The sequence below is a fragment of the Patescibacteria group bacterium genome (assembly GCA_041675205.1).
GTDB lineage: Bacteria > Patescibacteriota > Patescibacteriia > GWA2-46-9 > GWA2-46-9 > JBAYUF01.
In genome coordinates this window covers 1-24693 of record JBAYUF010000004.1, presented here as the reverse complement: position 1 = coordinate 24693, position 24693 = coordinate 1, and the positions used below count along the sequence as shown (strand labels likewise).

Annotated in this window: 30 protein-coding genes and 1 tRNA gene; 30 read left to right on the top strand and 1 reads right to left on the bottom strand. The window is 51.0% G+C overall.

Translation table 11 applies throughout. The features are described 5' to 3' along the window. Window positions 1–110 precede the first annotated feature (110 nt). The 20 genes from WC052_03245 to WC052_03150 all read left to right on the top strand — a co-directional run bounded on the left by WC052_03245 (window position 111) and on the right by WC052_03150 (window position 15954). Window positions 111–761: an MBL fold metallo-hydrolase gene (locus WC052_03245; GenBank protein MFA7286647.1), complete on the top strand. Its 651-nt coding sequence runs from the start codon at window positions 111–113 to the stop codon at window positions 759–761. 88 nt (window positions 762–849) lie between these two features. Next, window positions 850–1839 carry an orotidine-5'-phosphate decarboxylase gene (gene pyrF / locus WC052_03240; GenBank protein ID MFA7286646.1) on the top strand — a complete coding sequence of 330 codons (990 nt, stop codon included), beginning with the start codon at window positions 850–852 and terminating at the stop codon, window positions 1837–1839. 62 nt (window positions 1840–1901) lie between these two features. Then, window positions 1902–2609 carry a hypothetical protein gene (locus WC052_03235; GenBank protein ID MFA7286645.1) on the top strand — a complete coding sequence of 236 codons (708 nt, stop codon included), beginning with the start codon at window positions 1902–1904 and terminating at the stop codon, window positions 2607–2609. Window positions 2610–2759: 150 nt separating this feature from the next. Beyond that, a tRNA-Val gene (locus WC052_03230) sits at window positions 2760–2836 on the top strand. Window positions 2837–3288: 452 nt separating this feature from the next. Beyond that, the gene (locus tag WC052_03225; GenBank protein MFA7286644.1) at window positions 3289–4230 is read left to right on the top strand and encodes a DUF5671 domain-containing protein; all 942 of its coding nucleotides are present in this window, start codon (window positions 3289–3291) and stop codon (window positions 4228–4230) included. Between the two features lie 318 nt (window positions 4231–4548). Continuing rightward, entirely contained in the window at window positions 4549–5619 is a 1071-nt protein-coding gene (locus WC052_03220) for a 3-deoxy-7-phosphoheptulonate synthase (GenBank protein ID MFA7286643.1), read from the top strand. 97 nt (window positions 5620–5716) lie between these two features. Next, window positions 5717–6319, top strand: a complete 603-nt coding sequence (locus WC052_03215) for a phosphatase PAP2 family protein (protein ID MFA7286642.1) — start codon at window positions 5717–5719, stop codon at window positions 6317–6319. Window positions 6320–6322: 3 nt separating this feature from the next. Next, window positions 6323–7180 (top strand): ComEC/Rec2 family competence protein, encoded by an 858-nt coding sequence (locus WC052_03210; GenBank protein MFA7286641.1) that lies wholly within the window; start codon window positions 6323–6325, stop codon window positions 7178–7180. 44 nt (window positions 7181–7224) lie between these two features. After that, window positions 7225–7608: a response regulator gene (locus tag WC052_03205; protein MFA7286640.1), complete on the top strand. Its 384-nt coding sequence runs from the start codon at window positions 7225–7227 to the stop codon at window positions 7606–7608. A gap of 4 nt (window positions 7609–7612) precedes the next feature. Beyond that, window positions 7613–8206, top strand: coding sequence for a nucleoside-diphosphate kinase (locus WC052_03200; GenBank protein ID MFA7286639.1), 594 nt, complete (start codon window positions 7613–7615; stop codon window positions 8204–8206). Window positions 8207–8208: 2 nt separating this feature from the next. Then, a complete protein-coding gene (locus WC052_03195; protein ID MFA7286638.1) occupies window positions 8209–8403 on the top strand; it encodes an AtpZ/AtpI family protein in 195 nt (64 codons plus the stop codon). Between the two features lies 1 nt (window position 8404). Further along, window positions 8405–9202 (top strand): F0F1 ATP synthase subunit A, encoded by a 798-nt coding sequence (gene atpB, locus WC052_03190; protein ID MFA7286637.1) that lies wholly within the window; start codon window positions 8405–8407, stop codon window positions 9200–9202. Window positions 9203–9382: 180 nt separating this feature from the next. Then, entirely contained in the window at window positions 9383–9604 is a 222-nt protein-coding gene (gene atpE, locus WC052_03185) for an ATP synthase F0 subunit C (GenBank protein MFA7286636.1), read from the top strand. 49 nt (window positions 9605–9653) lie between these two features. Continuing rightward, a complete protein-coding gene (gene atpF / locus WC052_03180) occupies window positions 9654–10196 on the top strand; it encodes a F0F1 ATP synthase subunit B (protein ID MFA7286635.1) in 543 nt (180 codons plus the stop codon). Beyond that, a complete protein-coding gene (locus tag WC052_03175; GenBank protein MFA7286634.1) occupies window positions 10193–10561 on the top strand; it encodes a F0F1 ATP synthase subunit delta in 369 nt (122 codons plus the stop codon). Before atpF ends, WC052_03175 begins: the two co-directional genes overlap by 4 nt. Before the next feature lie 3 nt (window positions 10562–10564). Next, on the top strand, window positions 10565–12076 hold the full coding sequence (gene atpA, locus WC052_03170; GenBank protein MFA7286633.1) for a F0F1 ATP synthase subunit alpha: 1512 nt from the start codon (window positions 10565–10567) through the stop codon (window positions 12074–12076). A gap of 2 nt (window positions 12077–12078) precedes the next feature. Further along, window positions 12079–12975: an ATP synthase F1 subunit gamma gene (atpG, locus tag WC052_03165; protein ID MFA7286632.1), complete on the top strand. Its 897-nt coding sequence runs from the start codon at window positions 12079–12081 to the stop codon at window positions 12973–12975. A 9-nt stretch (window positions 12976–12984) separates the two neighbouring features. Further along, window positions 12985–14367: a F0F1 ATP synthase subunit beta gene (gene atpD / locus WC052_03160; GenBank protein MFA7286631.1), complete on the top strand. Its 1383-nt coding sequence runs from the start codon at window positions 12985–12987 to the stop codon at window positions 14365–14367. 95 nt (window positions 14368–14462) lie between these two features. Beyond that, window positions 14463–14921, top strand: a complete 459-nt coding sequence (locus WC052_03155) for a F0F1 ATP synthase subunit epsilon (GenBank protein ID MFA7286630.1) — start codon at window positions 14463–14465, stop codon at window positions 14919–14921. A 259-nt stretch (window positions 14922–15180) separates the two neighbouring features. Continuing rightward, the gene (locus tag WC052_03150; protein MFA7286629.1) at window positions 15181–15954 is read left to right on the top strand and encodes a hypothetical protein; all 774 of its coding nucleotides are present in this window, start codon (window positions 15181–15183) and stop codon (window positions 15952–15954) included. A 519-nt stretch (window positions 15955–16473) separates the two neighbouring features. Here the strand turns inward: WC052_03150 and WC052_03145 are convergent. Further along, entirely contained in the window at window positions 16474–16650 is a 177-nt protein-coding gene (locus WC052_03145; protein MFA7286628.1) for a L28 family ribosomal protein, read from the bottom strand. A gap of 150 nt (window positions 16651–16800) precedes the next feature. On the opposite strand from WC052_03145, the gene WC052_03140 reads away from it, so the two are divergent. The 10 genes from WC052_03140 to rplB form a co-directional block, all read left to right on the top strand. Next, a complete protein-coding gene (locus tag WC052_03140; GenBank protein ID MFA7286627.1) occupies window positions 16801–17439 on the top strand; it encodes a site-2 protease family protein in 639 nt (212 codons plus the stop codon). A 129-nt stretch (window positions 17440–17568) separates the two neighbouring features. Continuing rightward, window positions 17569–17991, top strand: a complete 423-nt coding sequence (gene rpsL / locus WC052_03135; protein MFA7286626.1) for a 30S ribosomal protein S12 — start codon at window positions 17569–17571, stop codon at window positions 17989–17991. Window positions 17992–17999: 8 nt separating this feature from the next. Then, entirely contained in the window at window positions 18000–18467 is a 468-nt protein-coding gene (gene rpsG / locus WC052_03130; GenBank protein ID MFA7286625.1) for a 30S ribosomal protein S7, read from the top strand. Between the two features lie 81 nt (window positions 18468–18548). Then, a complete protein-coding gene (gene fusA / locus WC052_03125; GenBank protein MFA7286624.1) occupies window positions 18549–20630 on the top strand; it encodes an elongation factor G in 2082 nt (693 codons plus the stop codon). Between the two features lie 176 nt (window positions 20631–20806). Continuing rightward, window positions 20807–21994 carry an elongation factor Tu gene (tuf, locus tag WC052_03120; GenBank protein ID MFA7286623.1) on the top strand — a complete coding sequence of 396 codons (1188 nt, stop codon included), beginning with the start codon at window positions 20807–20809 and terminating at the stop codon, window positions 21992–21994. Window positions 21995–22038: 44 nt separating this feature from the next. Then, the gene (rpsJ, locus tag WC052_03115; GenBank protein MFA7286622.1) at window positions 22039–22392 is read left to right on the top strand and encodes a 30S ribosomal protein S10; all 354 of its coding nucleotides are present in this window, start codon (window positions 22039–22041) and stop codon (window positions 22390–22392) included. Window positions 22393–22513: 121 nt separating this feature from the next. Continuing rightward, a complete protein-coding gene (gene rplC, locus WC052_03110) occupies window positions 22514–23131 on the top strand; it encodes a 50S ribosomal protein L3 (protein MFA7286621.1) in 618 nt (205 codons plus the stop codon). Window positions 23132–23135: 4 nt separating this feature from the next. Beyond that, window positions 23136–23804 carry a 50S ribosomal protein L4 gene (gene rplD / locus WC052_03105; protein ID MFA7286620.1) on the top strand — a complete coding sequence of 223 codons (669 nt, stop codon included), beginning with the start codon at window positions 23136–23138 and terminating at the stop codon, window positions 23802–23804. Next, window positions 23801–24217: a 50S ribosomal protein L23 gene (gene rplW, locus WC052_03100; GenBank protein ID MFA7286619.1), complete on the top strand. Its 417-nt coding sequence runs from the start codon at window positions 23801–23803 to the stop codon at window positions 24215–24217. The genes rplD and rplW overlap by 4 nt, the downstream gene beginning before the upstream one ends. Window positions 24218–24221: 4 nt before the next feature. Beyond that, window positions 24222–24693: 50S ribosomal protein L2 (gene rplB / locus WC052_03095; protein MFA7286618.1), on the top strand; the 472-nt coding region annotated here is incomplete at its 3' end.

Here is a 24693-nt window from a genome sequence, read left to right as displayed (position 1 = left end):
CGCGAGCGTGAATGTGTTAATTCATGCTGGCGTTTGGAAGCGGAACCGCAGTCATTTTAGGCTATTGTTTTTGCTAGTCAAGCGAGTAGTTTATGCGATACGATAATTACATGACAATTCGCAAATACCTACATTCCTGTTTGGTTGTAGAAGAAGCCGGTAAACGGTTACTTATTGACCCCGGGGACTTCTGCTTTATTGAGGGACTCATAAAGCCAGAAGATATTGGCCCAGTTGATGGCATCTTGATTACGCATAAGCATGCGGATCATTGCGATGTGGACGCACTGCGCCGCATTCTTGCTTTGCGAACTGCACCTATTTATACGAACGCTGAAGTTGCGGCTGTGTTGGCTGTTGAAGGATTAGCGGCAACTGTGGTTAAAGAAGGCACGACATTTGAAGTAGCGAATTTTCAAGTTGAGGCCGTCCACGCGCCGCACGGTCAGATTCCTGCAGTGGCACCAGACAACACTGGGTATCTCATCAATAAGAAACTTTTTCACCCAGGGGACTCACTTGATTTTTCAATTCCCGAAGGCATCGAATTGCTAGCTCTACCTGTAGCAGCGCCTTGGTTACGCATAGTGGACAGTTTGGAGAAAGCGAAAGGAGTGAAGCCGAAAGCGGTGTTGCCAATTCATGACGCTTTTGTAAAAGATTTTATGAGGCACAAACTACCTCGACTGTGCCAAACCATCCTTGAGCCTGAAGGCATTGCCGTGCATACGCTTGAGCTTGGCGAATCATTAGATATATAAACTTGTAGAAACTATTGTATTTGGTAAGGTACTCCCGTTTCAGCAGCTGAACTGGCGGATAGTCGGTTCATTGACAAAGGAGTTCGCCGTGCGAGAGATTTCGTTTTCCGACCTCTGGGCAGATGCCCAAAGTGCCAAGATGCATTTGTGCGTGGGGCTGGACCCGACTCAGGACGGCATTCCGCTCGCCGTCAAGGAGCAGTTCGCCCGTGAGATGGCCGCGCCGTTCGGGGCGGTGCTCTCGAAGAATGTGAAGTTGGTCCGCGCTGCTCGGTTTTCACACCAGCCGCCGCTGACGACGAGAATGCTCCGTGCATTTATGGCCGAGCTCGACCAGCGTTTCGTAACGCAGGGTTTGCTCGTGATTTTCGCCGCGAACATCGTCGATGCGGTCGCGCCTTACACGCGTGTGTTCAAGCCGAACCTGGCGTTCTGGTTGCGGTTCGGCACCGCCGGCGTTGCTGCTCTCAAGGTGGTCATCGACTACATCTACGAGCGTGTACCCGGAGCACTGGTGATTCTCGATGCCAAATGGTTGGATATCGGGAATACGAACAACGCGTATCTTGATGCCCTCGACTGGTTCGGGGTGCACGCGGTGACCCTTCACAGCTACCTCGGATGGAAGGCTGGCTTGGAACATTTCGTGGTGGCTCGACCTGATCTTGGATTCTTCGTGCTTTGCCGGACCACAAATCCGGGAGCAAAGGACTTCCAGGATCTCGGGGTGATGGAGTACGATATGCCGCTCTACCAAGTTGTGGCAACCATGGCCGAAACGACCTGGAATGAGAAAGGTAACGTCGGTCTCGTCACCGGCGCCACGTTCCCGGCTGAACTTGCCGAGACCAGGAAGATCTGGAAGGGGCGTCTGCTCATTCCGGGTATCGGCAAGCAGAAAGGTGCGCTCGCTGAGTCGCTCGATGGGGCGAGACTGCCGGACGGCACCATTGACAGCGTCGTGAACCTGTCGAGTGCGATCTCGGGCGCGTCGATGGATGCAGACTATGCAGAGAAAGCGGGAGAGGTAGCGGCGACCTATCACAAGAAGATGACACTCATTTTGGCCGCGGCGTAGCGGTCACCACCGTCAACCCGGCGGCTCAGATGGAGCCGTCGGCAGAGAAGAGGATATTCAACATGGAAGTACCATCAGGAAAGGTGTTCAGTGGTCTGGATCTGGACATCATCATCGGGCTTGCCAAGTTTGGATTCGTCCGCTATCTCAAAAAGCCAGAGCGACTCCAGTCTGGGGTCATGTCCAACTTCTACGTACTTGGTCGAGAGGATATGACCGACAACGTCGAGTTCGAGTGGTTGATCGGGATGAAACTTGCACAGCTCGTCTGCGAGAACACAGCCGTCGACGAGGTTCGTAAGCCCTGTGTCATCGGCATTCCGGTGGCAGGCTCTCAACTCGCACAGGCTGCGGCCATGGCAAGTTTCAAGGAGGGTATCCGAACTCGTGCCGGTCAGTTCCTGTGTCATCGGGGCATGAGGGAAGTTCCGAAAGATCATGGTGTCCACCGGAGCTGGGTCAACGGCGAGGCTGATAACGAACGCCACGTCTATTGGTCACTCGACAACGTCGTGACGAACGGAGGTTCGAAAGTGACGGCCGCCGAGCGACTGATCGAGTCTGGGTATGACGCGATGGCGATGCCTAGCCTCGTGTTCATCGACCGTAACCAGGGCGGTATCATGAAGATGAAGGAGGCGGGTTTTCAGCGGATTGTGGTTGCCTACGAACTGCTGGATCTCATGGTCGCCTTTCGCAAGTTGTCGCTCTGGTCGGCGGCGTCAACCCGACTGGTCGAGGAAGAGATCGGGGCCAATCAATTCGCCTAGGTCGAAAGAACAAGGAGAACAGGAAACAGGAGGGGACGAAGGGTGGTTGCAACTGCGGCCACCCTTCTCCTTTTCAAAAAAAGCCAAAACTGATATACAAAACCGTACGCCGAGTGCGGCTAAGTTCATTTTAGTATTCAAATTCTTCGTGGGCGGCTAGCTCAGTTGGTTAGAGCGTCACATTGACATTGTGAAGGTCAGAGGTTCGAATCCTCTGCCGCCCACCATAATTTTCATTGCAGCTACGCTGCAATGTTTCAAACGTCAGTAGTCCCGCCGATACGGCGGGGCCACCAAAAATTTGAGGCAGCATAGGTTTTACCAGCTCAGTTTCCGCCAGAGGCGGATCCCCTCCAGAGGCGGGCAGGCGCCCTTGGCGGAGGTTACCCGTCCAAAGCTTCGCATTGTGCCGGGCGGGAAGCGCGTCGTTGACATCGACGAGGTCAGAGGTTCGTTGGGTCATACGACCCGACGCCAGATCGGATGATCAGGCGAATCCTCTGCCGCCAACGATAGCTTTCATTCCGACACAGTCGGAATGTTTACACGGTCAGTAGTGCTGCAGCAGCAGTGCCACCACTCCGACTCCCGTAATAACCCCGCAAGGGGTTTTATCTTTGAGTGAGTTAGTAGCTAACCAAAACATTCAGTGCTATCCTTAAAGGATATCTAAAAATTTATGAACAAAAGTACACCACGCGACGTTTTTGCCCACTTGTTTGCTGTCATAATGCTCATGGTGAGCGTTGGCAGCATTATTGCGTTAGCGTTCCAATTTATTAATGTTTACTTTCCGGACCAAATTGATTTTTACGCTTCACGACGAGCCATCGGTAGCACTATTCATGGTGCTATTGCCGCACTCATCATAGCCTGGCCGGTGTATGTGTACCTTTTGTGGTTTCTTGGTAAGGAAGAGCAAGCAGACCCAGAAAAAAGAGAAATTCGTGTTCGTAAGTGGCTCTTCACGTTTACGCTGTTCGTGGCTGCTCTGACAATTGTCATTGACCTCATCACGCTTATTCGAAACTTCCTGGGTGGTGAACTTTCCGTTCGCTTCGGCCTAAAGGTTTTGGCGGTTCTGGTTGTGGCTGGTGTCGTTTTCTTTTACTACCTATGGGATTTACGACGAGAGGCTTCTGTAAAAAATCGGGTGGCAAAGCCATTGGCGCTTGTTACTTCGCTTCTCGTTATTGCTGGCATTGTTGGCGGCTTCTTTTTGGCCGGTTCACCAGCAACCCAGCGGGCTTGGAAATTCGATGACCAACGAGTAAGTGACCTTGAACAAATTCAGGTCCAAATATTGAATCACTGGATAGGGAAGCAAGCATTGCCAACGAAACTTGAAGAGCTCACCGACAGCGTGAGCGGCTTTATTGCCCCGGTTGACCCAGAGACCGGCGCAGGCTACGAGTACGTTGTTACGAATGCATTGCAGTTTGATCTTTGCGCGACATTTGCGCTTCCTTCGCCGGATATAGCGAATGAAGCAACGGCACGAGTGCTAGGCATTGATTACAAGTGGAATCACGGTGCTGGTCGCACGTGTTTTACTCGCACCATTGATCCGGAACTCTACAAAAAAACTGGCGCACCGGTTCCACTTGACCTGAAACGGTAATGTGCTAATGTTTTCCCGTATGGTACACGCTACTACTTGGTTTTTCAGCTTTTACTTTACTGACCAGGCAGGCCAGGCGGTGTAGCGTACTCTCAATTACCAACACCAACTGACCCGCCTTCTTGGCGGGTCAGTTTTTGTTTAGAACCTTGAAAAAATTTTTTAGCAGCGGCAGGGTGATAAAAAGTCGCTCTTCCGCTGCCGGAAAGTGTACATCAGCAGCCCGGATTTTCCGGCAATGATAAAGCCTACTTCGGTAGGGAATACTAACGATCATATTGATGCCGGCCGCGGCAATAAAGCGGTAGGAGGATGACGATGAGCAGTTACTTGGAAATGATTCAGGATACCAACGTGGCAGGAATCAAACACTTGGTGCCGCCAGCGGTCTTGCTGGAAGACCTGCCCCTCGACGAAGAGACCGCACGTCAAATCGTGCAAGGCCGAGAAGCGGTCAGAGCAGTTTTGCGGGGCGGTGATAACCGTTTGATTGCAGTGGTCGGACCGTGCTCGATCCATGACCCGGTTGCCGCGCTGGAGTATGCGCAACGCCTGCGGTTGGTGCAGAGCCGGCTGCAAGGCGAGATTGTGGTGGTGATGCGAGTATACTTCGAAAAGCCGAGAACGACCGTAGGCTGGAAGGGGTTGATTAACGACCCTGGCTTGGATGGTAGTTTTCGCATCAACGACGGGTTGCGAACGGCGCGTCAACTCCTGCTCGACATCAATCGCTTGGGTGTGGTTGCAGGGGGTGAATTCCTTGACGTGATCAGTCCTCAGTATCTCGGGGACCTCTTTGTTTGGGGGGCGATTGGCGCTCGCACGACGGAGAGTCAGGTTCATCGGGAGTTGGCATCGGGCCTTTCGGTTCCGGTTGGTTTCAAGAATGGAACCGACGGAAATACCGATGTTGCGGTTCAGGCGGTGTTTTGCGCTCGAACAGGGCACAATTTCCTTTCCGTCACACAGGAGGGGAACACTGCCATCGTACTGACGAAGGGTAATCCTGATTCGCACGTCATTCTTCGCGGAGGTGCGAAGTCGACGAACTACGATGCGACATCCATCGGTCGTGTGGTCACGGCCCTTAAGGTGGCAGCCATTCCTGGGCGGGTGATTGTCGACTGCAGTCACGGCAACAGCCTGAAGAATTACAAACTTCAGAGAAAGGCTGCCGAGTCGATTGGAGATCAACTCCGCGCAGGGTCAAAGCACATCGCAGGGATCATGCTTGAGAGCCATCTCAAAGAGGCTGCGCAGCAACTTGGGACTGGTCAGGAGATGCAATACGGGGTGAGCATCACGGACGGCTGCATCGGATGGGAGGAAACTGAGGAGATTCTTGAGACGTTGGCTGCGGCAGTGAAGCAGGGTAGACAGAAGGCGTAAGGGAGGGCGCCAAAGGAGGTCGGCCGTCAGCGGGGTGCATTGCACTTTCGCTGACGGCCGATTTTTCGTTTCTTAGTAAAATCGCTACACTGTTTTTATGCGACGTGAACTTAAAAAAGGAATTGTAAACATAACAGCGGGTATTGCCGTTGTTGTATTGTTACGCGTGCTAGTTGTTTTTAGTTCGTTTGTGCAGCACATTGATCAAGCACTCTATGCGATTGTGATTTCATTTCGTACCACTGTCCTTACGACTTTTATGCGAGGTGTTACGGTGATTGGACTGGAGGGTATTGTCGCCGTAGGCATTGCTTTTTTAGGTTTCTTTCTTTTGCAGCGTCGCTATACATTAGTCGTTCGACTCGCGGCACTTTTAGTAGGTACGTATATTGCACAAGACGCGACGAAATTATTTTTTAACGTGCCACGGCCGCCGATTTCCTATTGGCTTGTTGCCGAGAGTTCTTCAAGTTTTCCAAGTGGACACGCCTTAGGCGCCACAGTGCTTTTTGGATTCATCTATTGGTTGATTGCTCGGTCGGGTGTGCATCGTTTCGTGTGCTGGTCTGCCTACAGCGTAGCTATCGTTATTATTTTTCTTGTTGGATTGAGCCGTATATATTTGGGTGTTCATTGGCCGAGTGATGTCATCGCTGGTTGGATTTTAGGTTTCTTTTGGTTGCGAGCTGTCCTTCGTTAAAAAATGCGGCAGCGTTGGATTGTTTTTGCGGCAGCGTTTTTTATTTTTACGGTTGCCCTACTGGTTTGGGAGCGGCGGCCTACAACAGACCTTACTGTGTCTGTGTTGAATGTTGGGCAAGGGGACGCTATCTATATTGCTTTTCCAACCGGTGAACGCTGGCTTATAGATGGCGGTCCAGATAAAAGTATTCTGGCTGAGTTGGATGCCATACTCCCGTTTGGTGACCGTCGTTTGACCGGGGTCATATTGACGCATCCGCATAGTGACCACGTGGCGGGGTTAGTTTCGGTTATAAATCGTTACACGGTTACCTATGTGGTTATGCCCGTGGCTGAACACACTAGTCCGCCGTACTTGGCTTTTCTTGAAGCAATAAAGCAACAACAACTTAAAGTTATTCCAGTCGACCATCCATTTGCTTGGGGGGGAGTCAGCAAGGGCGTATCTTGGCGGTGGGAGTTTTTGTATCCAACCACACGTTTAGGCAAACTGCCCGACAACAATGAAACATCGATTGTTTCTAAGCTGACCTATGGCAAGCGCTCTTTTCTTTTCACTGGTGATGCACCAGCTGACGTAGAACGTGCACTTTTGGCGGCTGGCAGAAACCTCAAAAGTGATGTTTTAAAAGTTGGTCACCACGGTAGTGACACGTCAACAAGTCAGGAATTTTTAGCAGCGGTCGCACCTCAGTACGCGGTAATTTCACTAGGGGAGCGCAACAGGTACGGGCACCCTTCTGTTGAGGTTGTGTCACGTTTGGAAAAAGCAGGTGCATCGGTACTCCGGACCGATAATGATGGAGCCATTACTTTTTACACAAACGGCGACATAGTAACAGTTGACAAGAGGCCATAAGTCTTGCGTTTTCGGTTCATTGTGGTATGCTCTCGCCAACTTGTATGCCAGAAGAGAAAATAAAAGTACTCGTGGTCGAGGACGACCCAATGATCCTTGATATGTACGTCCATAAATTCCAGCAAGAGGGGTTTGTGGTGGTTTCGCACGACCGTGGCGATGGCGTCGTTGAACTGGTGGAACAAGAGAAGCCGAACATCACACTCCTCGATGTTATTATGCCAGGGCTCGACGGTTTCGCAGTGCTAGAGGCTTTACGGAAAAATCCGGCAACAAAAGACGTTAAGGTGCTGATGCTGACAAATCTTGGTCAAGATGAAGACAAAGAGAAGGGTTTAAAGCTTGGGGCTATGGGGTATATCGTAAAATCCAGTCGTACCCCAGGTGAAGTAGTAAAAGAAGTTCGTACTTATTTAGCAAAAAAATAAATTTATGAGTTCATCGTTACTTCAAGAAAAGACCGTAGTGCTCGTGAAGCCAGATGGTGTCAAGCGGGGACTTATTGGTGAGATTATTAGCCGCATCGAACAACGAGGGCTTAAGGTTATTGCTTTGAAAATGGTGCAAGCAGACGAACAGCGTGCCAAAGACCATTATCCGAAGGCTGATGACTGGTTTGTTGCGGTTGGCCAGAAGACGTTGGAAGATTTTCAAAAGCACGGCAAAGATGCGATGGCAGAATTTGGCACAACGGAGCCAAAAGCAATTGGTCAGTTGGTCGGTCAATGGAACACAGACTTCTTTGTGAGCGGTCCGGTTGTGGCTATGATTGTGCAGGGTATTCATGCAGTGGACATGATGCGAAAAATCGTTGGCCATACCTTGCCCTTCAAAGCAGACATGGGAACAATTCGCGGCGACTACTCTGTTGATTCGCCAATTCTGGCGGCGTTACAGAAACGTACCGTGCATAATGTTGTGCATGCTTCGGGTGACGCTAGTGAAGCGGCCCACGAAGTGAAACTTTGGTTTAGTGAGCCTGAGATTCACGAGTACACGCGCGCGGAAGAAGACGTAATGTTCTAGACATGCAGTCTGCGGTTTCTTTTGCCTTAGAATTTGGTTTCACCGTCGCACTCACCCTATTTCTTGGCGTTCGCGGTGGTGGTTGGGCGGATACCTATTTTGGTTTTGCACCGCTGTTCACGTTGCTCGGCATATTTTTTGCGCTTGGACTTAGTGGTTTTTGGACCTATCGGAAGTTACGCTCAATGAAGCTGTAATATGCCTCACCTCCCTACGCTCGCCGCAGAAATCGTTTTTCACATCGGTAATTTTCCAATTACCAATAGTTTTGTGAACGCGGTGTTAGTTAGTACCATTCTGGTTATTGTGGCAGCGTTTTTGGGGCGTCGGTTGGCAGCTGTTCCGTCTGGTGCACAGTCTTTCGCCGAAGTTGGTGTCGAGACACTGCTCGATTACATGGACAGGGTTACGCACAGTCGAGAAAAGTCAATGAAATTTTTCCCAATCGTGGCGAGTCTTTTCTTTTTTATCCTGATTTCCAACTGGCTTGGGGTATTGCCCGGCATCGGTTCATTGAACATTCTGGCAGACGAACATGGTGAGCTAGTGAAATTGCCACTACTACGACCGGCCAATGCAGATCTCAATTTAACCGTCGCCATGGCTGTTGTGGCAGTCGTGTCCTCGCACGTGCTCGGTGTTGTGGCTATTGGGTTTTGGAAATACAGCGACCGCTTTATAAAACTGGGCACTTTGTGGCGCTCGCTTCGCAAGGGAGGCGTTAACATTTTTGTTGGCATCATAGAGTTTTTTGTTGGGCTCATTGAAATCATCAGTGAAGTTGCGAAAGTAGTTAGCCTTAGCCTACGTCTATTTGGGAACATTTTTGCAGGGGAAGTGTTATTAACAGTGATGGCCGGGCTCATCGCACTGATTGTGCCACTGCCGTTTCTCCTTTTGGAATTCTTGGTTGGCTTCATTCAGGCGACAGTCTTTGCCATGCTTACCCTTGTGTACCTAACCATGGCAACAACCGACCTAGAGGCAACACATTAAAAACCCTTGCATTTCTTAACAACTTCGGGCATACTTCGTTGCATAAAGTACGCTTGATGGCAGCCTGATTGAGGCATTTCGACATAGAAATGTTTTAGATTATCAGGAGTCCCGCGCAGCGGGGCCTTAAGTCACTCAGCGGTTTGCGTAGGTACTAACTTATTCATTTTTTTTACACATATGGAACTCGGAGAATTGATGGCTATCGGAGCAAAGGCATTTGCCATTGCATTTGGAGGTGTAATGCCAGCGTGGGCGATTGGTAAAATCGCGAGTAAAGCAATGGAGTCTATTGGTCGTAACCCAGAGTCAGCCGATAAGTTGTTCGTTCCTATGCTTCTTGGTATGGCGTTTGCTGAAGCCATTGCCATTTACGCATTAGTTGTAGCGTTCACTCTCTAGCGCTGTTTCGGTAACCGTTGCGATACGGTTACTCAGTGCTTACCAACCGATGGACATCATTAGCATAGTTTCGGCCGCTGAGGCTGTTGAACCAACGGGCGTCGCTGGGGCGTTGGGTCTTGATGTGCGGCTTTTTTTGGCGCAACTAATAAACTTCGGGTTGTTAGCAACCTTGTTGTGGTACTTGTTGTTTCGACCACTCACGAAGCATATGGCCGACCGCTCGAGTCGGATTGCGGAAGGTTTAGCGGGTGCTGAACGTGCCAAACAGGAATTAGAAACCGTTGCGGTGACGCGTGAACGCATTATGGCTGAGGCAAAAGAGAAAGCGGCGGCGCTGTTGACCAAGGCAGATGACGAAGCGAAACGGATTATAGCGGCATCTGTGGTAGACGCCGAAAAGAAGGCCGATAGCATTAAAGAGCGGACTGCAGTTGAATTAACGGCGGCGAAGGCTCAGTTACTGGTTGAAGTGAGAAATTCTGCGGCTGACCTCGTGGTTCTCGCAGCCGAGAAGGCGCTCAGGGGCACCATTGACGTCAAGCTTGATAAAAAGTTGGTGACGGAAGTCTTAAAAGAGACGCGCGTATGAAAAATATAAGTGCCTACGCGCGCGCGTTAGTTGATAGTTACAGAGCGGCGTCGTCGCCGCGTGCAGCCAGCGTGGTGCTTGATCGCTTCGTTAGCGTGCTGACGGCCGAACGTTTGCAGCCATTAGTACCGGCGCTCCTTGAGGCTGTAGAGCGAGAAGCTCATACATACGAGAAGAAAGTGCAAGGTACGGTTCGTGTCGCTCATCCACACAGTGCAAAGGAGTTCGAGCAGTTTGGTGACGTGATAGTCGCCGAACAACCCGAGCTTCTTGGTGGGTTTACGTTACGCCGCGAAGGTGTAGCGGTTGATGCATCCGTTCAGGGCGCACTTACTACCCTTGGTCTACTCATGAAGAAAGATTAAATTATGGCAACACTGGCACAAACAATTGTTGAGCAGCTTAAGAAAAAGCTTGAAGCGGCTGACGTACCAGTCACCGCAAGTGCGGTTGGTACCGTACTCGATGTCGGTGACGGCATCGCGACCGTGGCGGGTTTACCGAATACGAAGTCAGCCGAACTTCTGGTGTTTACGAGTGCCCTGGGTGAAAAAGTCTACGGGGTGGCTTTAAACTTGCTCGAAGACGTCATTGGTGTGGTTGTGCTTGGGGAAAGCACAAAACTTTCTGCTGGCGACACGGTGGTCGGCAGTGGGGAAGTGCTCTCGGTTCCAACTGGTCCGGCGCTCGTCGGTCGTGTTGTTGACCCACTTGGTGAGCCAATTGACGGTAAGGGGCCATTGAAGGGTGAATCCATCATGCAACCGGTCGAACGTATCGCGCCTGGGGTCATGTATCGAAAATCAGTCGACACGCCACTCCAAACAGGTATTAAAGCCATTGATGCCATGATTCCAATTGGTCGTGGTCAGCGTGAACTTATTATTGGCGACCGGCAGACGGGGAAAACAGCCATTGCGGTGGATACCATCATTAACCAGCAAGGGAAGGGCGTGCACTGCATTTATGTTGCTATCGGGCAGAAGGAATCAAAGGTGGCCAAGATTGTGGCTGAATTTCAGGCGCGCGGCGCCATGGAGTACACGACTGTGGTTGTGGCTGGTGCCTCTGACTCTGCGGCGCTTTCATTCTTGGCACCCTACACTGGTTGCGCTATTGGCGAATACTTCCTTGAAAACGGGAAAGACGCCCTCGTTGTGTATGACGACCTCTCAAAGCATGCAGTTGCCTATCGGCAGATTTCGCTTCTCTTGAAACGTCCGCCTGGTCGTGAAGCGTACCCTGGTGATGTTTTTTATCTTCACTCTCGCTTATTAGAACGAGCAGCACGACTGAGTGACGAACGTGGCGGTGGTTCACTCACGGCGCTCCCTATTATTGAGACACAAGCCGGCGACGTGTCTGCCTATATTCCGACGAACGTCATTTCTATTACCGACGGCCAAATTTACCTTGAATCTGATTTGTTCTACCAAGGTATACGGCCGGCATTAAACGTTGGTCTGTCCGTTTCGCGGGTTGGTTCTGCGGCGCAAGTGAAGGCCATGAAAAAGGTATCTGGTAAGCTGCGACTTGATTTAGCGCAATATCGTGAATTGGCAGCCTTTGCGCAATTCGGCTCAGACCTCGATGAAAACACGAAGGCTAGTATTGAACGCGGCAAACGGGTAACAGAACTCCTCACCCAACCACAATATTCGCCGTACGACGTTATTGACCAAGTCATTGCAATTTTTGCCGCCGTGAACGGTTTTATTGATACGGTGCCAGTTGAAGATGTGCAAGCGTGGGAGAAAGGCCTTATCAAACATGTGCGCTCCGCGTACCGTGATTTGGCTGCGCGATTAGACGAAACCAAGGCCATAACTGACGAAGACATGGCGTTACTGACAGAAGCAATTAAAAGTTACCAGGCCTAACTATGCCAGGCTCCACCAGAGAAATTAAACGTCGTATTCGCGGGGTAAAGAATATCCGCCAGATTACGCGCGCCATGGAACTGGTGTCGGCGGCTAAAATGCAGCGAGCCGTTTCGGCGGTGCAGCGTTCACGTCGCTACGCGTCATTAGCGTGGGATATGTTGCTTTCGGTTACCAGTAAGCTTCGCGGTGTGCATCCGCTTTTAAATGTCCGACCAATCAAGAACATACTTATTATTACAGTATCTTCAAATCGTGGTTTGGCTGGTGGGTACAATACAAAAGTTTCTGAAGCTGCCCGACAGTATGTAGCTGGAAGTGACAGTGACGTGGAAGTGTCTGTCGTGGCGCTTGGGAAGAAAGGGCGAGATTATTTGATGAAACGTGCGGTGAAAGTGGTGGCAGATTTTGAGCGCGATGAACGAGGTGGCACAGTCGTTGAGGTAACACCAATTGTTCGTCTGGCGTTTGATGGCTACTTGGCCGGCACGTACGATGAGGTGGCAGTAGCGTACACTGACTTTGTTTCCATGCTCCGTCAAGAGCCGCGCGTGCGACGATTACTTCCTCTTAAGTCCCCTGACGAAATGCTCGGTCACACAATGCATGACGAGGCACCAGAATCAGTAACAGATGCTGCGCACCATGTTTTTGAGCCTGACGCCGCAACACTGCTAAATGAGCTAGTGCCGCGACTTTTGGAAATGCAGCTCTATCAAGCGGTGCAGGAAGCAAATGCTTCTGAACATGCTGCTCGAATGCTTGCTATGCGAAACGCTTCGGACGCCGCCAAAGATTTAAGCGCCGACCTCACCCTCACTCTAAACCAGTTGCGCCAAGGAGGTATTACCCGTGAACTTGCAGAAATCAGCGCTGGCCGTATGGCTATTGGCGCATAAATAATTGCTATGACAAAAATCACCGGCACCGTTCGACAAATTATCGGCCCAGTTGTTGACGTTGAATTCTCAGATAAACTTCCGGCCTTGCTGGAAGCGTTAGATGTGGAACGGAAAGGGAAGGACCAAGATAGATTAGTGCTTGAAGTGCAGCAGCATCTTTCGTCGCGCTTGGTGCGTACCATTGCCATGTCTTCCACTGACGGGTTAGAGCGGGGAACAACCGTTACCGCCACTGGTAGCCCGTTAACGGTGCCGGTTGGAACAGAAAGTTTGGGCAGAATGTACAACGTGCTCGGTGAACCTATTGATGGCCTTGGCCCAGTTACCGCTAAAGAGCGATTGCCAATTCATCGTGCCGCGCCGAGCTTTATGGAGCAGTCGACAAAGACTGAAGTACTGGAAACAGGCATTAAAGTTATTGATCTTTTTGCCCCAATTACCAAGGGTGGGAAAGTGGGAATGTTTGGTGGCGCAGGAGTCGGAAAGACCGTTATCATTCAAGAACTCATCCGTAATATCGCGTCAGAACACGGTGGCTACTCAGTGTTTGCCGGTGTTGGTGAACGAACCCGTGAGGGGAATGATTTGTATCATGAAATGAAAGAGTCTGGGGTGCTTGGTAAAACCGCACTTGTTTTCGGGCAGATGAACGAGCCACCCGGGGCGCGCCTTCGTGTGGCGCTTACCGGTTTAACCTTGGCTGAATATTTCCGAGATGGTGAAGGAAAAGATGTGCTGCTGTTTATCGACAACATTTTCCGCTTCACCCAAGCTGGTGCTGAAGTGTCGGCACTCCTTGGTCGTATTCCGTCGGCCGTGGGGTATCAGCCAACCTTAGCTACAGAAATGGGTGAGCTGCAAGAGCGAATTACTTCAACAACCAAAGGTTCGGTAACCTCAGTGCAGGCGGTGTATGTTCCGGCTGACGACTTGACCGACCCAGCCCCAGCCACAACGTTTGCTCACCTTGATTCAACCGTTACGCTCGCCCGGTCTCTGGCTGAACTCGGTATTTATCCAGCTGTTGATCCGCTCGATTCAAGTTCAACAATTCTTTCGCCCGACGTTGTTGGTGAAGAGCACTACCGAGTTGCCCGCAGCGTGCAGAAGGTATTGCAGCGCTACAAGGACTTGCAAGATATTATCGCTATTCTCGGCATTGAAGAATTGTCTGACGAAGACAGGAGCATTGTTAGCCGAGCGCGTAAAATTCAACGCTTCCTCTCGCAGCCATTCTTTGTGGCTGAGCAGTTTACTGGTACCCCAGGGAAGTACGTGCCGCTCAGCGAAACAGTCCGTGGTTTTGCCGAGATACTCGCGGGCAAGCACGACGACAAACCAGAGCAGGCGTTTTACATGAAAGGAACCATTGATGAAGTTTCGGCTTAAGGCCGAAACTTCATCGGCTATACGCTTTATGCTCTACGCAGCCAAAATCTCTATCCATATAACGTACAGCGTAGTGCGTACGGCTTAGTGTGCTTATGGCAACATTAACCTTTGAAATTACAACTCCAGAGCGAACTGTTTTTCGGGCTGAAGTTGAACAGGTGACTATCCCCACAACGAGTGGGCAGATTACTGTTTTGCCAAATCATATTCCTCTGGTAAGCGAGCTTGCTTCTGGCGAACTGGTCGCGAGGCAGGGGAATGACGAAGTCGTTATGGCAGTTACTGGTGGATTCGCTGAAATGCGCTCAGGCAATGAACTGGTTATTTTAGCAGACGCGGCAGAACGGGCTGAAGAAATTGATATTGCCAGAGCCGAGGCAGCGCGCGAGCGGGCCAAGCAAGCCATGGAAGGCATCCGTGAAGATTCTGAACATTACATTGCGGCCGCAGCCGAGTTACAACGGTCACTTATTCGATTAAAAGTAGCGGGAAGAAAACGATATCGCGGGAAGCATGGTGTTGGTTCCGAAGGAATATTGGGAGACACGTAGGCAAGCGATACGCATTACGCCGTACGCTATACGCACTCGATATACGCACTACGTCATACGAGAACTGAGCAGAATTTTGCTGTAGTTCGTAAAGCATAAAGCGTATTGCGTATGGCCAACAGAAGCCCCTGCAAGGGCTTCTGTTGGTATTGACATTTGCAAGTTTTTTTGTCATTCTGTTTTGTTCTCGTTATAGAAGCTGCATTCAGCGGTTTCTTTTATCACGAGAGCATCGGAGTCAGTCATGAAGAAAGTTCGTATGTTTTTGGCAGTTTTTGCCGTCGCTCTTTCCGTGTCGTCGGCCCTCGCGCAGCAGAGCTGCGTCGAACCGACCGACTGTCGGCTCGAACAGCCGTCGGCGGTCATGGCACAGATCGGCGTCGTGACCCAGAGCAATGCCGCCGACCTCGCCAAGGAAAAGGCGATGGAGAAGGTCGACCGTCGGCTCGACCGGAAAATCGCCAAGCAGCAGGCGATGCAGCGGTTGGTGGCCGCCCCCGAGCAGACGACGCCGCAGCCCATCTCGGGCAGCACGCAATACTGCACGACCGCCTACTCTACGACGGATGAGCAGTACTGCGACGAGGCGACCGGCTCGTACGTCCACCGTTCGTCCTGGGTCTCGGCGTTGAGCTGCTGCCGGTACTCATTCGATGCGTATGGCGAGTACAGCGCCTGCACGGCCGGACTGTCCGTGTGGCAGTCTGACGGCAACGGCGGCAGTGGTGGTGGTGAAGGACTGCGCGGTCGCTTCACGGAATCGCCCGACGGCTCCATCGTGGTGCAGCGTCGGAACGGTGAGAAACTGTTTTTCGACGTTGTCACGAATCCCTGCGCGCCCGCGACGTTTTACGGGTCGGGAGGGAAGACTGACTATCGCCAGTGGTCGTACGAGAGTACCGATCGCAGGGCGACGACGAACTTCGACCACTCGCCGGTCGGAGGTCAGCCGTGGACGGGGATTTCCCACACCGTCAGCACGGAGACCGTGTGGGAAGGTTTCGAGGTCTGCGAACGCGACGTCGGGGAATAGCCCGACAGCGAACGCCATGAGAAGGGGTTAGCCCACCCCAGTGACGTGCTTTCGGAGGGAAGCTAGCGTCATTAAGTCAGGTTCAACGGGGCGGGGAAGAGACTGCAAAGCCTTCCTCGCCCCGTTTCCGTTTAAAAAAATACAAATTGACCCAATGCTTTATCAGTGCTACTCTTTAATGGTCCCGTTAGTGGGACAGCAGCTTCACAACCACTGGAACCTGTTTTGGGACAACCTGGGCACATAGCGGCTCAGATACCCGTCAGCCTTGGCTGATGAGTGAGAGCCCGTGCGGCGTTAATTCCCGTTGCCCGTTCGAAGTGATTATCACAACGAAATCGGGATATCGGTGAATCGTCCTCTTATCCTAGAGCCAAAACCAGACCAGTGGCAGAAGTTGCGATTCTAAAGGCACCCTCAAAATTCCACCCATGGAATTAAGTACCCCGTAAGGGGTCTTTTTAATGCAAAAAACAACCCCGACGGTATGTCGGGGTTGTTTTTATGTAAAATTCAAATTTATGCGGTAACCTTTACGTTCGTTCGAAGGCAAGAGGTACAGATTTTGACTTGCTTACCGTCTATCGTACGGCTCTGCAAGTTAATGTGTTGTCTACGGATAGTCGCAATGTTTGAGTGGCTACGGCTGTTCGCCTTCGCTGAGCCTCGGCCGCATTGATCGCAAATTTTTGCCATATAGTATGCTGATGATCTCTTCTTTAGAGAAGCGTGCCGGCATGCTAGCAAAAAACCCTTGAAAACGTCAAGCATAGTGAATAGTGGTGGCGGAATTAGTAGCCAGAAACTCTGGCGTCATTTGTGGTCGTCTTGTATTCTTTCTCTACTATGATTATTGCCATTTCATTTTTTGTCATTTTATTTTTGTCTGCCATTTTTCACGAGTACGTACACGCGTGGACGGCTGACCAGCTAGGGGACAGAACTGCCAAAGACCTGGGTCGCTTGACCTTGAACCCCATGGCACACATTGATCCGTTTGCCACGGTGCTACTGCCGCTACTCTTGTTTATTGGTACGGGTGGCCGCTTTATGTTTGCGGCCGCGAAGCCCGTGCCGTTTAATCCGTACAACCTGCGATTTCCAAAGTACGGTTCGGCACTTGTGGGCATTTCTGGCCCACTCGGAAATGTAGCGCTCGCTCTCGTTTGTGCGTTACTTGTTCGTTTTGTACCACTACCTGAGATAATGACCGGCATTTTAGGAATTGTTGTTTACGCAAATATACTTTTGGCAATTTTCAACCTTGTTCCCTTGCCGCCCCTTGATGGCTCGCATGTATTGCTAGCCATTCTGCCAGAGCGGTTTGGAGTGGTTCGGGACTACCTCGAGCGCTATGGATTCATGTTATTCCTTGTTTTCCTCATCTTTTTCGCGAGTATCTTAACTCCTGTCATATTTGCCATAACCAGAGCTTTCCTTGGACAAAATGGCTTCGGAGTGCTCCTTCAGACATTGCGCTACTAGGGCTTGACGGGGAAGCCTTCTTTTCGTACACTTTTGCCACTGTGTAGTAATGCAGTGATCCCAAGATTCGCGAATAAGTAGATCACGGGTTCGTACGGGTCTACTTTTGTTTACGCTTCATTTTTCTACATGCCTACGATGAACCAGCTCCGACGAGGAGCTCGAAAAAGTAAAAAGACAAAATCAGAGGCGCCTGCTATGCAGACGACCCTTGATACGTTGCACCGTCGTCGACGAGAGCTTCCCCAGGGTAGCCCGTTCAAGCGTGGCGTTTGTCTAAAGGTAACCACCCAAACACCAAAGAAACCAAACTCGGCGCTTCGAAAGATTGCCCGTGTTCGGTTGTCGAACGGCATGGAAGTTACCGCCTACATTCCAGGGGTTGGTCATAATCTTCAAGAACACTCAATCGTGCTTATTCGTGGTGGTCGGGTGAAAGACTTGCCTGGTGTTCGGTACACCATTGTTCGAGGTGTGTATGACACGCAGGGTGTGGCAAACCGACAGCGCAGCCGCAGTCGCTACGGAGCCAAGCAGCCGAAAAAGAAGTAATTTAAAATATGCGAGGAAAACAAGCACCAAAGCGCACAACAGAACCAGACCCGAAATTTCACCGGGCTGATGTCGCCAAGTTCATTAATTGCGTAATGGAGCGCGGGAAAAAGACCGTGGCGCAGAAAATTGTGTACGGTATGCTCGAAATCGTTGCTGAAAAGACGCAAAAAGATCCAGTTGTAATTTTTGAGGAAGCGGTTAAAAATGTCTCGCCAGTTGTTGAAGTTCGTAGCAAGCGAGTTGGCGGTGGTAACTATCAGATTCCGGTTCCGGTGCGCGCCGAACGCCGTCAGATGCTGGCTTTCCGTTGGTTGATTGCTGCGGCGAACAACGGCAAGGGTCGACCAATGGCTCAAAAATTGGCTGGTGAGGTCATGGCGGCGGCAAACAATGAAGGTGCCGCAATTAAAAAGAAACTTGATATTCACCGCATGGCCGAGTCTAACCGAGCATTCTCTCACTTCGCCCGTTAAATCGCTCTACGCTTTACGCCTAACGACATACGCACTGCTTTTACGTATAGCTTATAGCGTATAGCATATAGCATTCTTTTTATGCCCCGAGATTATACTTTCGAAAAAACCAGGAATATCGGTATCATCGCCCACATTGACGCGGGGAAGACAACGGTAACTGAGCGAATCCTTTTTTACACTGGAAAGAAGCACAAAATTGGTGAGGTGCACGAAGGTGAAGCAACCATGGACTGGATGGAGCAAGAGCGAGAACGGGGTATCACCATTACCGCCGCTGCCACAACCTGCTTTTGGAAAGAGCACCGCATCAACATTATCGACACACCAGGTCACATCGACTTCACTGTTGAAGTGCAGCGGTCGCTGCGTGTTCTAGACGGTGGGGTCGTTGTTTTTGATGGGGTCGCCGGGGTTGAGCCGCAATCGGAAACAGTGTGGCACCAAGCAGATAAATTCAGCGTGCCTCGAATCTGCTTCATTAACAAAATGGATAGAACCGGTGCAGATTTCTACGCTGACATGGCTTCCATCCACGAGCGCCTCACGAAAGACGCCTACCCGGTGCAATTACCAATTGGTTCCGAGGATAAATTTCAGGGCATCATCAACCTGCTCGAACGCAAAGCCATTGTGTACCTCGACGAACTCGGAACGAAGTTTGAAGAGCGTGACGTTCCAGAAGACATGAAAGAAAAAGTTGAAGAGTACCGCGCTCGTTTAATCGAAGCAATTGTCGAGCAAGATGAGAAATTGATGGAGCAGTTTTTTGCCGGCACAGAACCGTCGCTTGAGGACTTGAAGCGGGCACTTCGCGTCGGAACTATTAATCGTAAAATTATTCCTGTGTTTTGTGGTTCGGCACTCAAAAACAAGGGCGTGCAGGAACTACTCGACGGTGTTGTTGCGTATCTTCCTTCACCAATCGACACCCCGGAAGTTATTGGTAAGAACCCAGACAATTTGGAAGAAGAAATTAAAATTAAGGCCGATGACAGCGCTCCGTTTCGAGCCCTGGCCTTTAAGGTGGCCATTGACCCCTTTGTCGGTAAGCTGTGTTTCTTCCGGGTGTACTCAGGAACATTGAGCGCCGGTTCGTACGTATTAAACACAACAACAGGGAACCGAGAACGTATTGGGCGAATTGTTCGTTTGCACGCCAACAGTCGTGAAGACGTTGATATGGTTTACGCTGGGGACATTGCGGCGGCAGTTGGTCTTGGGAACACCTTCACTGGTCACACTATTTGTGATCCAGCGCACCCAGTCGTTCTTGAGTCAATTACTTTCCCAGAACCAGTTATTTCTGTGGCTGTTGAACCAAAAACGAAGGCTGACCAAGAGAAGATGGGCGTGGCCTTGCAGAAATTGGCCGAGGAAGACCCAACATTCCGGGTGCGAAGTGACGAGGAAACTGGCCAGACCATCATTGCCGGCATGGGAGAACTCCACCTCGACATCATTGTCGACCGCATGAAGCGGGAATTTAAAGTTGAAGCCAACGTTGGTAAGCCACAGGTGGCGTATCGAGAAACTATTCGTAAAACGGCCGAAGCAGAAGGGAAGTACATTAAGCAATCTGGTGGTCGTGGTCAGTACGGTCACTGTTGGCTTCGCGTTTATCCACGAGAGGCTGGGGCAGGTTTTGAATTTAAAGATGAGGTTAAGGGTGGTGCCATTCCTCGCGAGTACATCAACCCAATTCGCAAAGGTGCTGAAGAAGCTTTGGACCGCGGTATCGTGGCTGGTTATCAGCTCATCGACGTTGGGGTCGCCGTGTACGACGGTTCGTACCACGACGTTGACTCTTCTGAAGCGGCCTTTAAAGTAGCTGCTTCCATGGCCCTGCAAGCCGCCTGTAAGAAAGCTGGGCCGGTGCTGTTAGAGCCAGTCATGAAAGTTGAAGTCGTAACACCAGAGCAGTTTATGGGTGACGTTATTGGTGACTTGAACTCCAAGCGTGGGCAGGTGCAGCAGATGCGAGAGCGGTCGGGGATGCGCATCATTGACGCCATTGTGCCGCTGGCCGAATTGTTCGGCTACGCGACCGAGCTTCGCTCAATTTCTCAAGGTCGTGCCAGCTACTCCATGGAATTTGCTCAGTACGTTGATGTACCTCGAAACGTTACCGAGGTCATCATTGGTGAACGAGCGAAGAAGTAGGCGAGTGCGGGTTGACACCCGTGTAATCGGCTGATAGTATGTAGAGCGACGCTAGATGCGTCGGCTAGTTTTCAGCCCAAAGCGGCTGTTTCATGAAGGAATTTATTATCTTTTTTTATATCTGGGCGACTGGGTAAAACCCCGTCTGACGGGGGTCGTCCAAGGGAGCTACCAAGATGGCAGACATGTTTGACCGCTCGAAGCCGCACATTAACGTCGGTACTATCGGGCACGTAGACCACGGAAAGACAACCTTAACCGCAGCCTTGCTGTCGGTACTTGGCGCAGCTGGTAAAACTGCCCAAAAGAAGGGTGTTGACGAAATCGACAAAGCGCCTGAAGAAAAGGCTCGAGGTATTACTATTGCCACCGCGCACGTAGAATACGAGTCTGACAAGCGGCACTATGCACACGTTGACTGTCCTGGTCACGCTGACTACGTCAAAAACATGATTACTGGTGCGGCTCAAATGGACGCCGCTATTCTGGTTGTTTCCGCAACAGACGGACCAATGCCACAAACTCGAGAGCACATTTTACTTGCTCGTCAGGTGGGTGTTCCTTGCATTGTTGTTTTCATCAATAAAGTTGACATGGTGTCTGATCCAGAGCTTATCGACCTCGTTGAAGAAGAGGTGCGTGAGTTACTGACGAAGTACCAATTCCCAGGCGACAAGACACCAATCATTCGTGGTTCAGCTTTGAAAGACCTTGAGAACCCAACCGGTGAATACGCCAAACCTATTTTGGATCTCGTTGCGCAGCTTGACGACTACGTTCCAGAGCCAGTTCGAGAGACCGACAAGCCGTTCCTTATGCCAATTGAAGACATCTTCTCCATTGAAGGTCGTGGCACAGTGGTAACGGGTCGTATCGAGCGCGGTATGGTGAAGGTCGGTGAAGAGGTTGAATTGGTTGGTATGCGCGACACCGTTAAGACCACCGTTACCGGTATTGAAATGTTCAACAAGTCACTTTCCGAAGGCCGCGCGGGCGACAACGCTGGTGTGTTGCTTCGTGGAACCAAGAAGGATGACGTTGATCGTGGTCAAGTCCTCGCCAAGCCGGGTTCAGTAACACCACACAGCGAATTTGAAGCTGAGGTGTACACACTGACAAAGGAAGAAGGCGGTCGACACAAGCCATTCTTGACTGGTTACAAGCCACAGTTCTACATCCGAACTACTGACGTGACCGGTGAGATTTCCTTGCCAGCCGGAACCGAAATGGTTATGCCTGGCGACACAACAGCAGTAACGGTTAAATTAATGGTACCAGTGGCCCTCGAAGACAAGACTCGCTTCGCTATTCGTGAAGGTGGCCGCACCGTTGGTGCGGGCGTCGTTACGAAGATTACGAAGTAAGGTCTCGTCGCCACTGCGGAATCGCTCTTTCTACAACAGCTCACATGGCCAAGACAGCAGTACACCCAAAAGTGGCAGGCGCGCCTGAAGAATTTCAGCAGCGTGTTCGCATTAAGATTCGAGCCTATGATCATAAAATCATTGATGCGTCGGCTCGAACCATAATGGATACTGCCATTCGATCTGGGGCAAACGTTGTTGGCCCAATACCGCTGCCAACAGAGAAGAGCCGATTTACCGTCATGCGGTCTCCGTTCATCGATAAAGATGCTCGCGACCAATTCGAAATCCGGGTGCACAAGCGATTGATTGACATAGTGGAGCCGACAGCAAAGACGATTGATGCCCTCATGGGTCTCAGCCTTCCCGCTGGCGTCGACATTGAAATAAAAATGTAGTTCTAAAACACATCTTATAGTTCTCCGAGGCAACTCTCCGCTCTGCGGAGAAAGTACCCGAGCCGTTACCCTTCATACGTGGAGGTCGGCCCTCGGGTTCGACCTCCACGTTACTAACGATATGAAATTCATCATCGGTACAAAAAAGAACATGTCAGAACATCGCGAGGCCGACGGCCGCGTGGTACCGGTGACTGTAATTTCAGTTTCGCCGTGTGTTGTTACCGGCATTCGTACAACCGAGCGCGATGGCTACACGGCCTTGCAGCTCGCCACTGGTGAACGTCGCAATCTTACAAAGGCACTACTTGGTCATTTTGGTACCCATGGCAAGTTCAGAACGGTACGAGAGTTTCGACCCTGGGCTGGTGAAGTAATTCCAGCAGTGGCCATTGGTGATTCGGTTGACCTAACGCAGTTCACTGTCGGAGACATGGTAACCGTTACCGGCACTTCAAAGGGTCGGGGATTTCAAGGTGTCGTGAAGCGTCATGGCTTCCACGGTAGTCCAAAGACGCACGGTCACAAAGACCAGGTCCGAATGCCTGGTTCAATTGGTGCCGGTGGTGTGCAGCACGTCTTTAAAGGAACACGAATGGCCGGGCGCATGGGTGGTGGCCAGATAACTGTTTCTAATCTCAAAGTTATTGCCGTCAATGCAGCTGCCGGAGAGCTTCTTGTTAAGGGAGCTGTGCCAGGAGCGCGACATTCGGTTGTGCTGCTTCGTAACGCGCTGTAATTCTATGGCAAAAGTTCCAGTCTTTAATTTAAAGGGTGTGCAAACGGGCGAGCGAGAGCTGAGCGACCGTTTCTTTGCCGTACCGGCAAATGCGCTCCTCATTCAGCAAGCCGTTGTGGCTGAGCAAGCAAACGCTCGAAAAGTTATAGCGCACACAAAAACGAGAGCGGACGTTCGTGGTGGTGGTAAGAAGCCATGGAAGCAGAAGGGAACAGGTCGTGCTCGTCACGGTTCCAGTCGTTCTCCTATTTGGCGTGGTGGTGGAGTTACGTTTGGTCCTCGAAATGACGCCAACTACAGCGTGAAGATAAACAAGAAGATGCGACGCAAGGCGTTACTCATGGCATTGTCTGACAAGGTTGGTGCGCAGCGTTTCTTGGTTATGGAGTCTCTTCCTGAGGCTGGCAAAACGAAAGATTTTAGCGGTGTGGCCAAAGCCATACTCACGGCCATCAAAGCGACTCGTCAACCAAAGACCGTTGTTGTGGTGCCAACTATCAGTGACTCATTGAAGCGTTCAACACGGAACCTCAAGGGCTTTGAAGCAATTCGTACCGACAGTTTGAATATCAAAACTATTATTGGCGCCGAGTACACGCTCACGACACCGGAAGGCGTTGTGGCGATGGAAGCCTGGTTCGCCAAGCGTGACAAGGCAGAAAAAACAGTATGAGTATTTTAGAGAAATTGTTCCAAGCAGACGAAGCACCTGTGGCCGCTCCTAAGATTGCAAAAGGGAGCACGGCGGTAAAGCCTGTGGAAAAGAAAACTACCAAGAAAGCAGCAGCTGCCAAGAAAGTAGCGGCACAGAATGGCGTACTTGTTCGACCAGTGGTTACAGAGAAGGCTGCGCACCTGGCAGCTATGAATCAGTATGTCTTCGCGGTCAGTCAGCGATCGAACAAGATTACCATCGCTTTGGCTGTTGAGGCAGTGTATGGCATTCGTCCCGTTGCCGTGCATGTTATTAAAGTTCGAGGCAAGGAGCGTTTGCGTCGTAACGCCAGTGGCTGGACGAGCGACTGGAAGAAAGCCGTTGTAACGCTACCAAAGGGTAAGTCGATTACGGTAATTGAAGGCGTCTAATTCTATGCCAGTACGCATTCACAAACCAACGTCTCCTGGTCGCCGTAAGTCGAGCGTGCAGTCGTTTGACGTGCTCACAAAAAGCGAGCCAGAAAAGTCACTCATCTTTTTTAAACGACGAAGTGGCGGTCGAAACAACCAAGGGAAAATTACTGTGCGTCATCGTGGCGGTGGTGCCAGACGGTATGTTCGTATCGTTGATTTCCGTCGGACTCGCTATGACGAAGTTGCAACCATTGCGGCTATTGAATATGACCCAAACCGCAGCGCGCACCTTGCGCTCATCACATACCCAGATGCTACCAAGGCCTACATTATTGCTCCGGATGGCCTCAAGGTGGGGGACACGATTAGCTCATCGCTACAACAGATTGCCATTGCCACCGGAAATCGCATGCCACTGCTACACATCCCACCAGGGGTTCGTGTGCACAGTGTCGAATTCCGTCCGAGTGAGGGTGGAAAGATGGCACGCG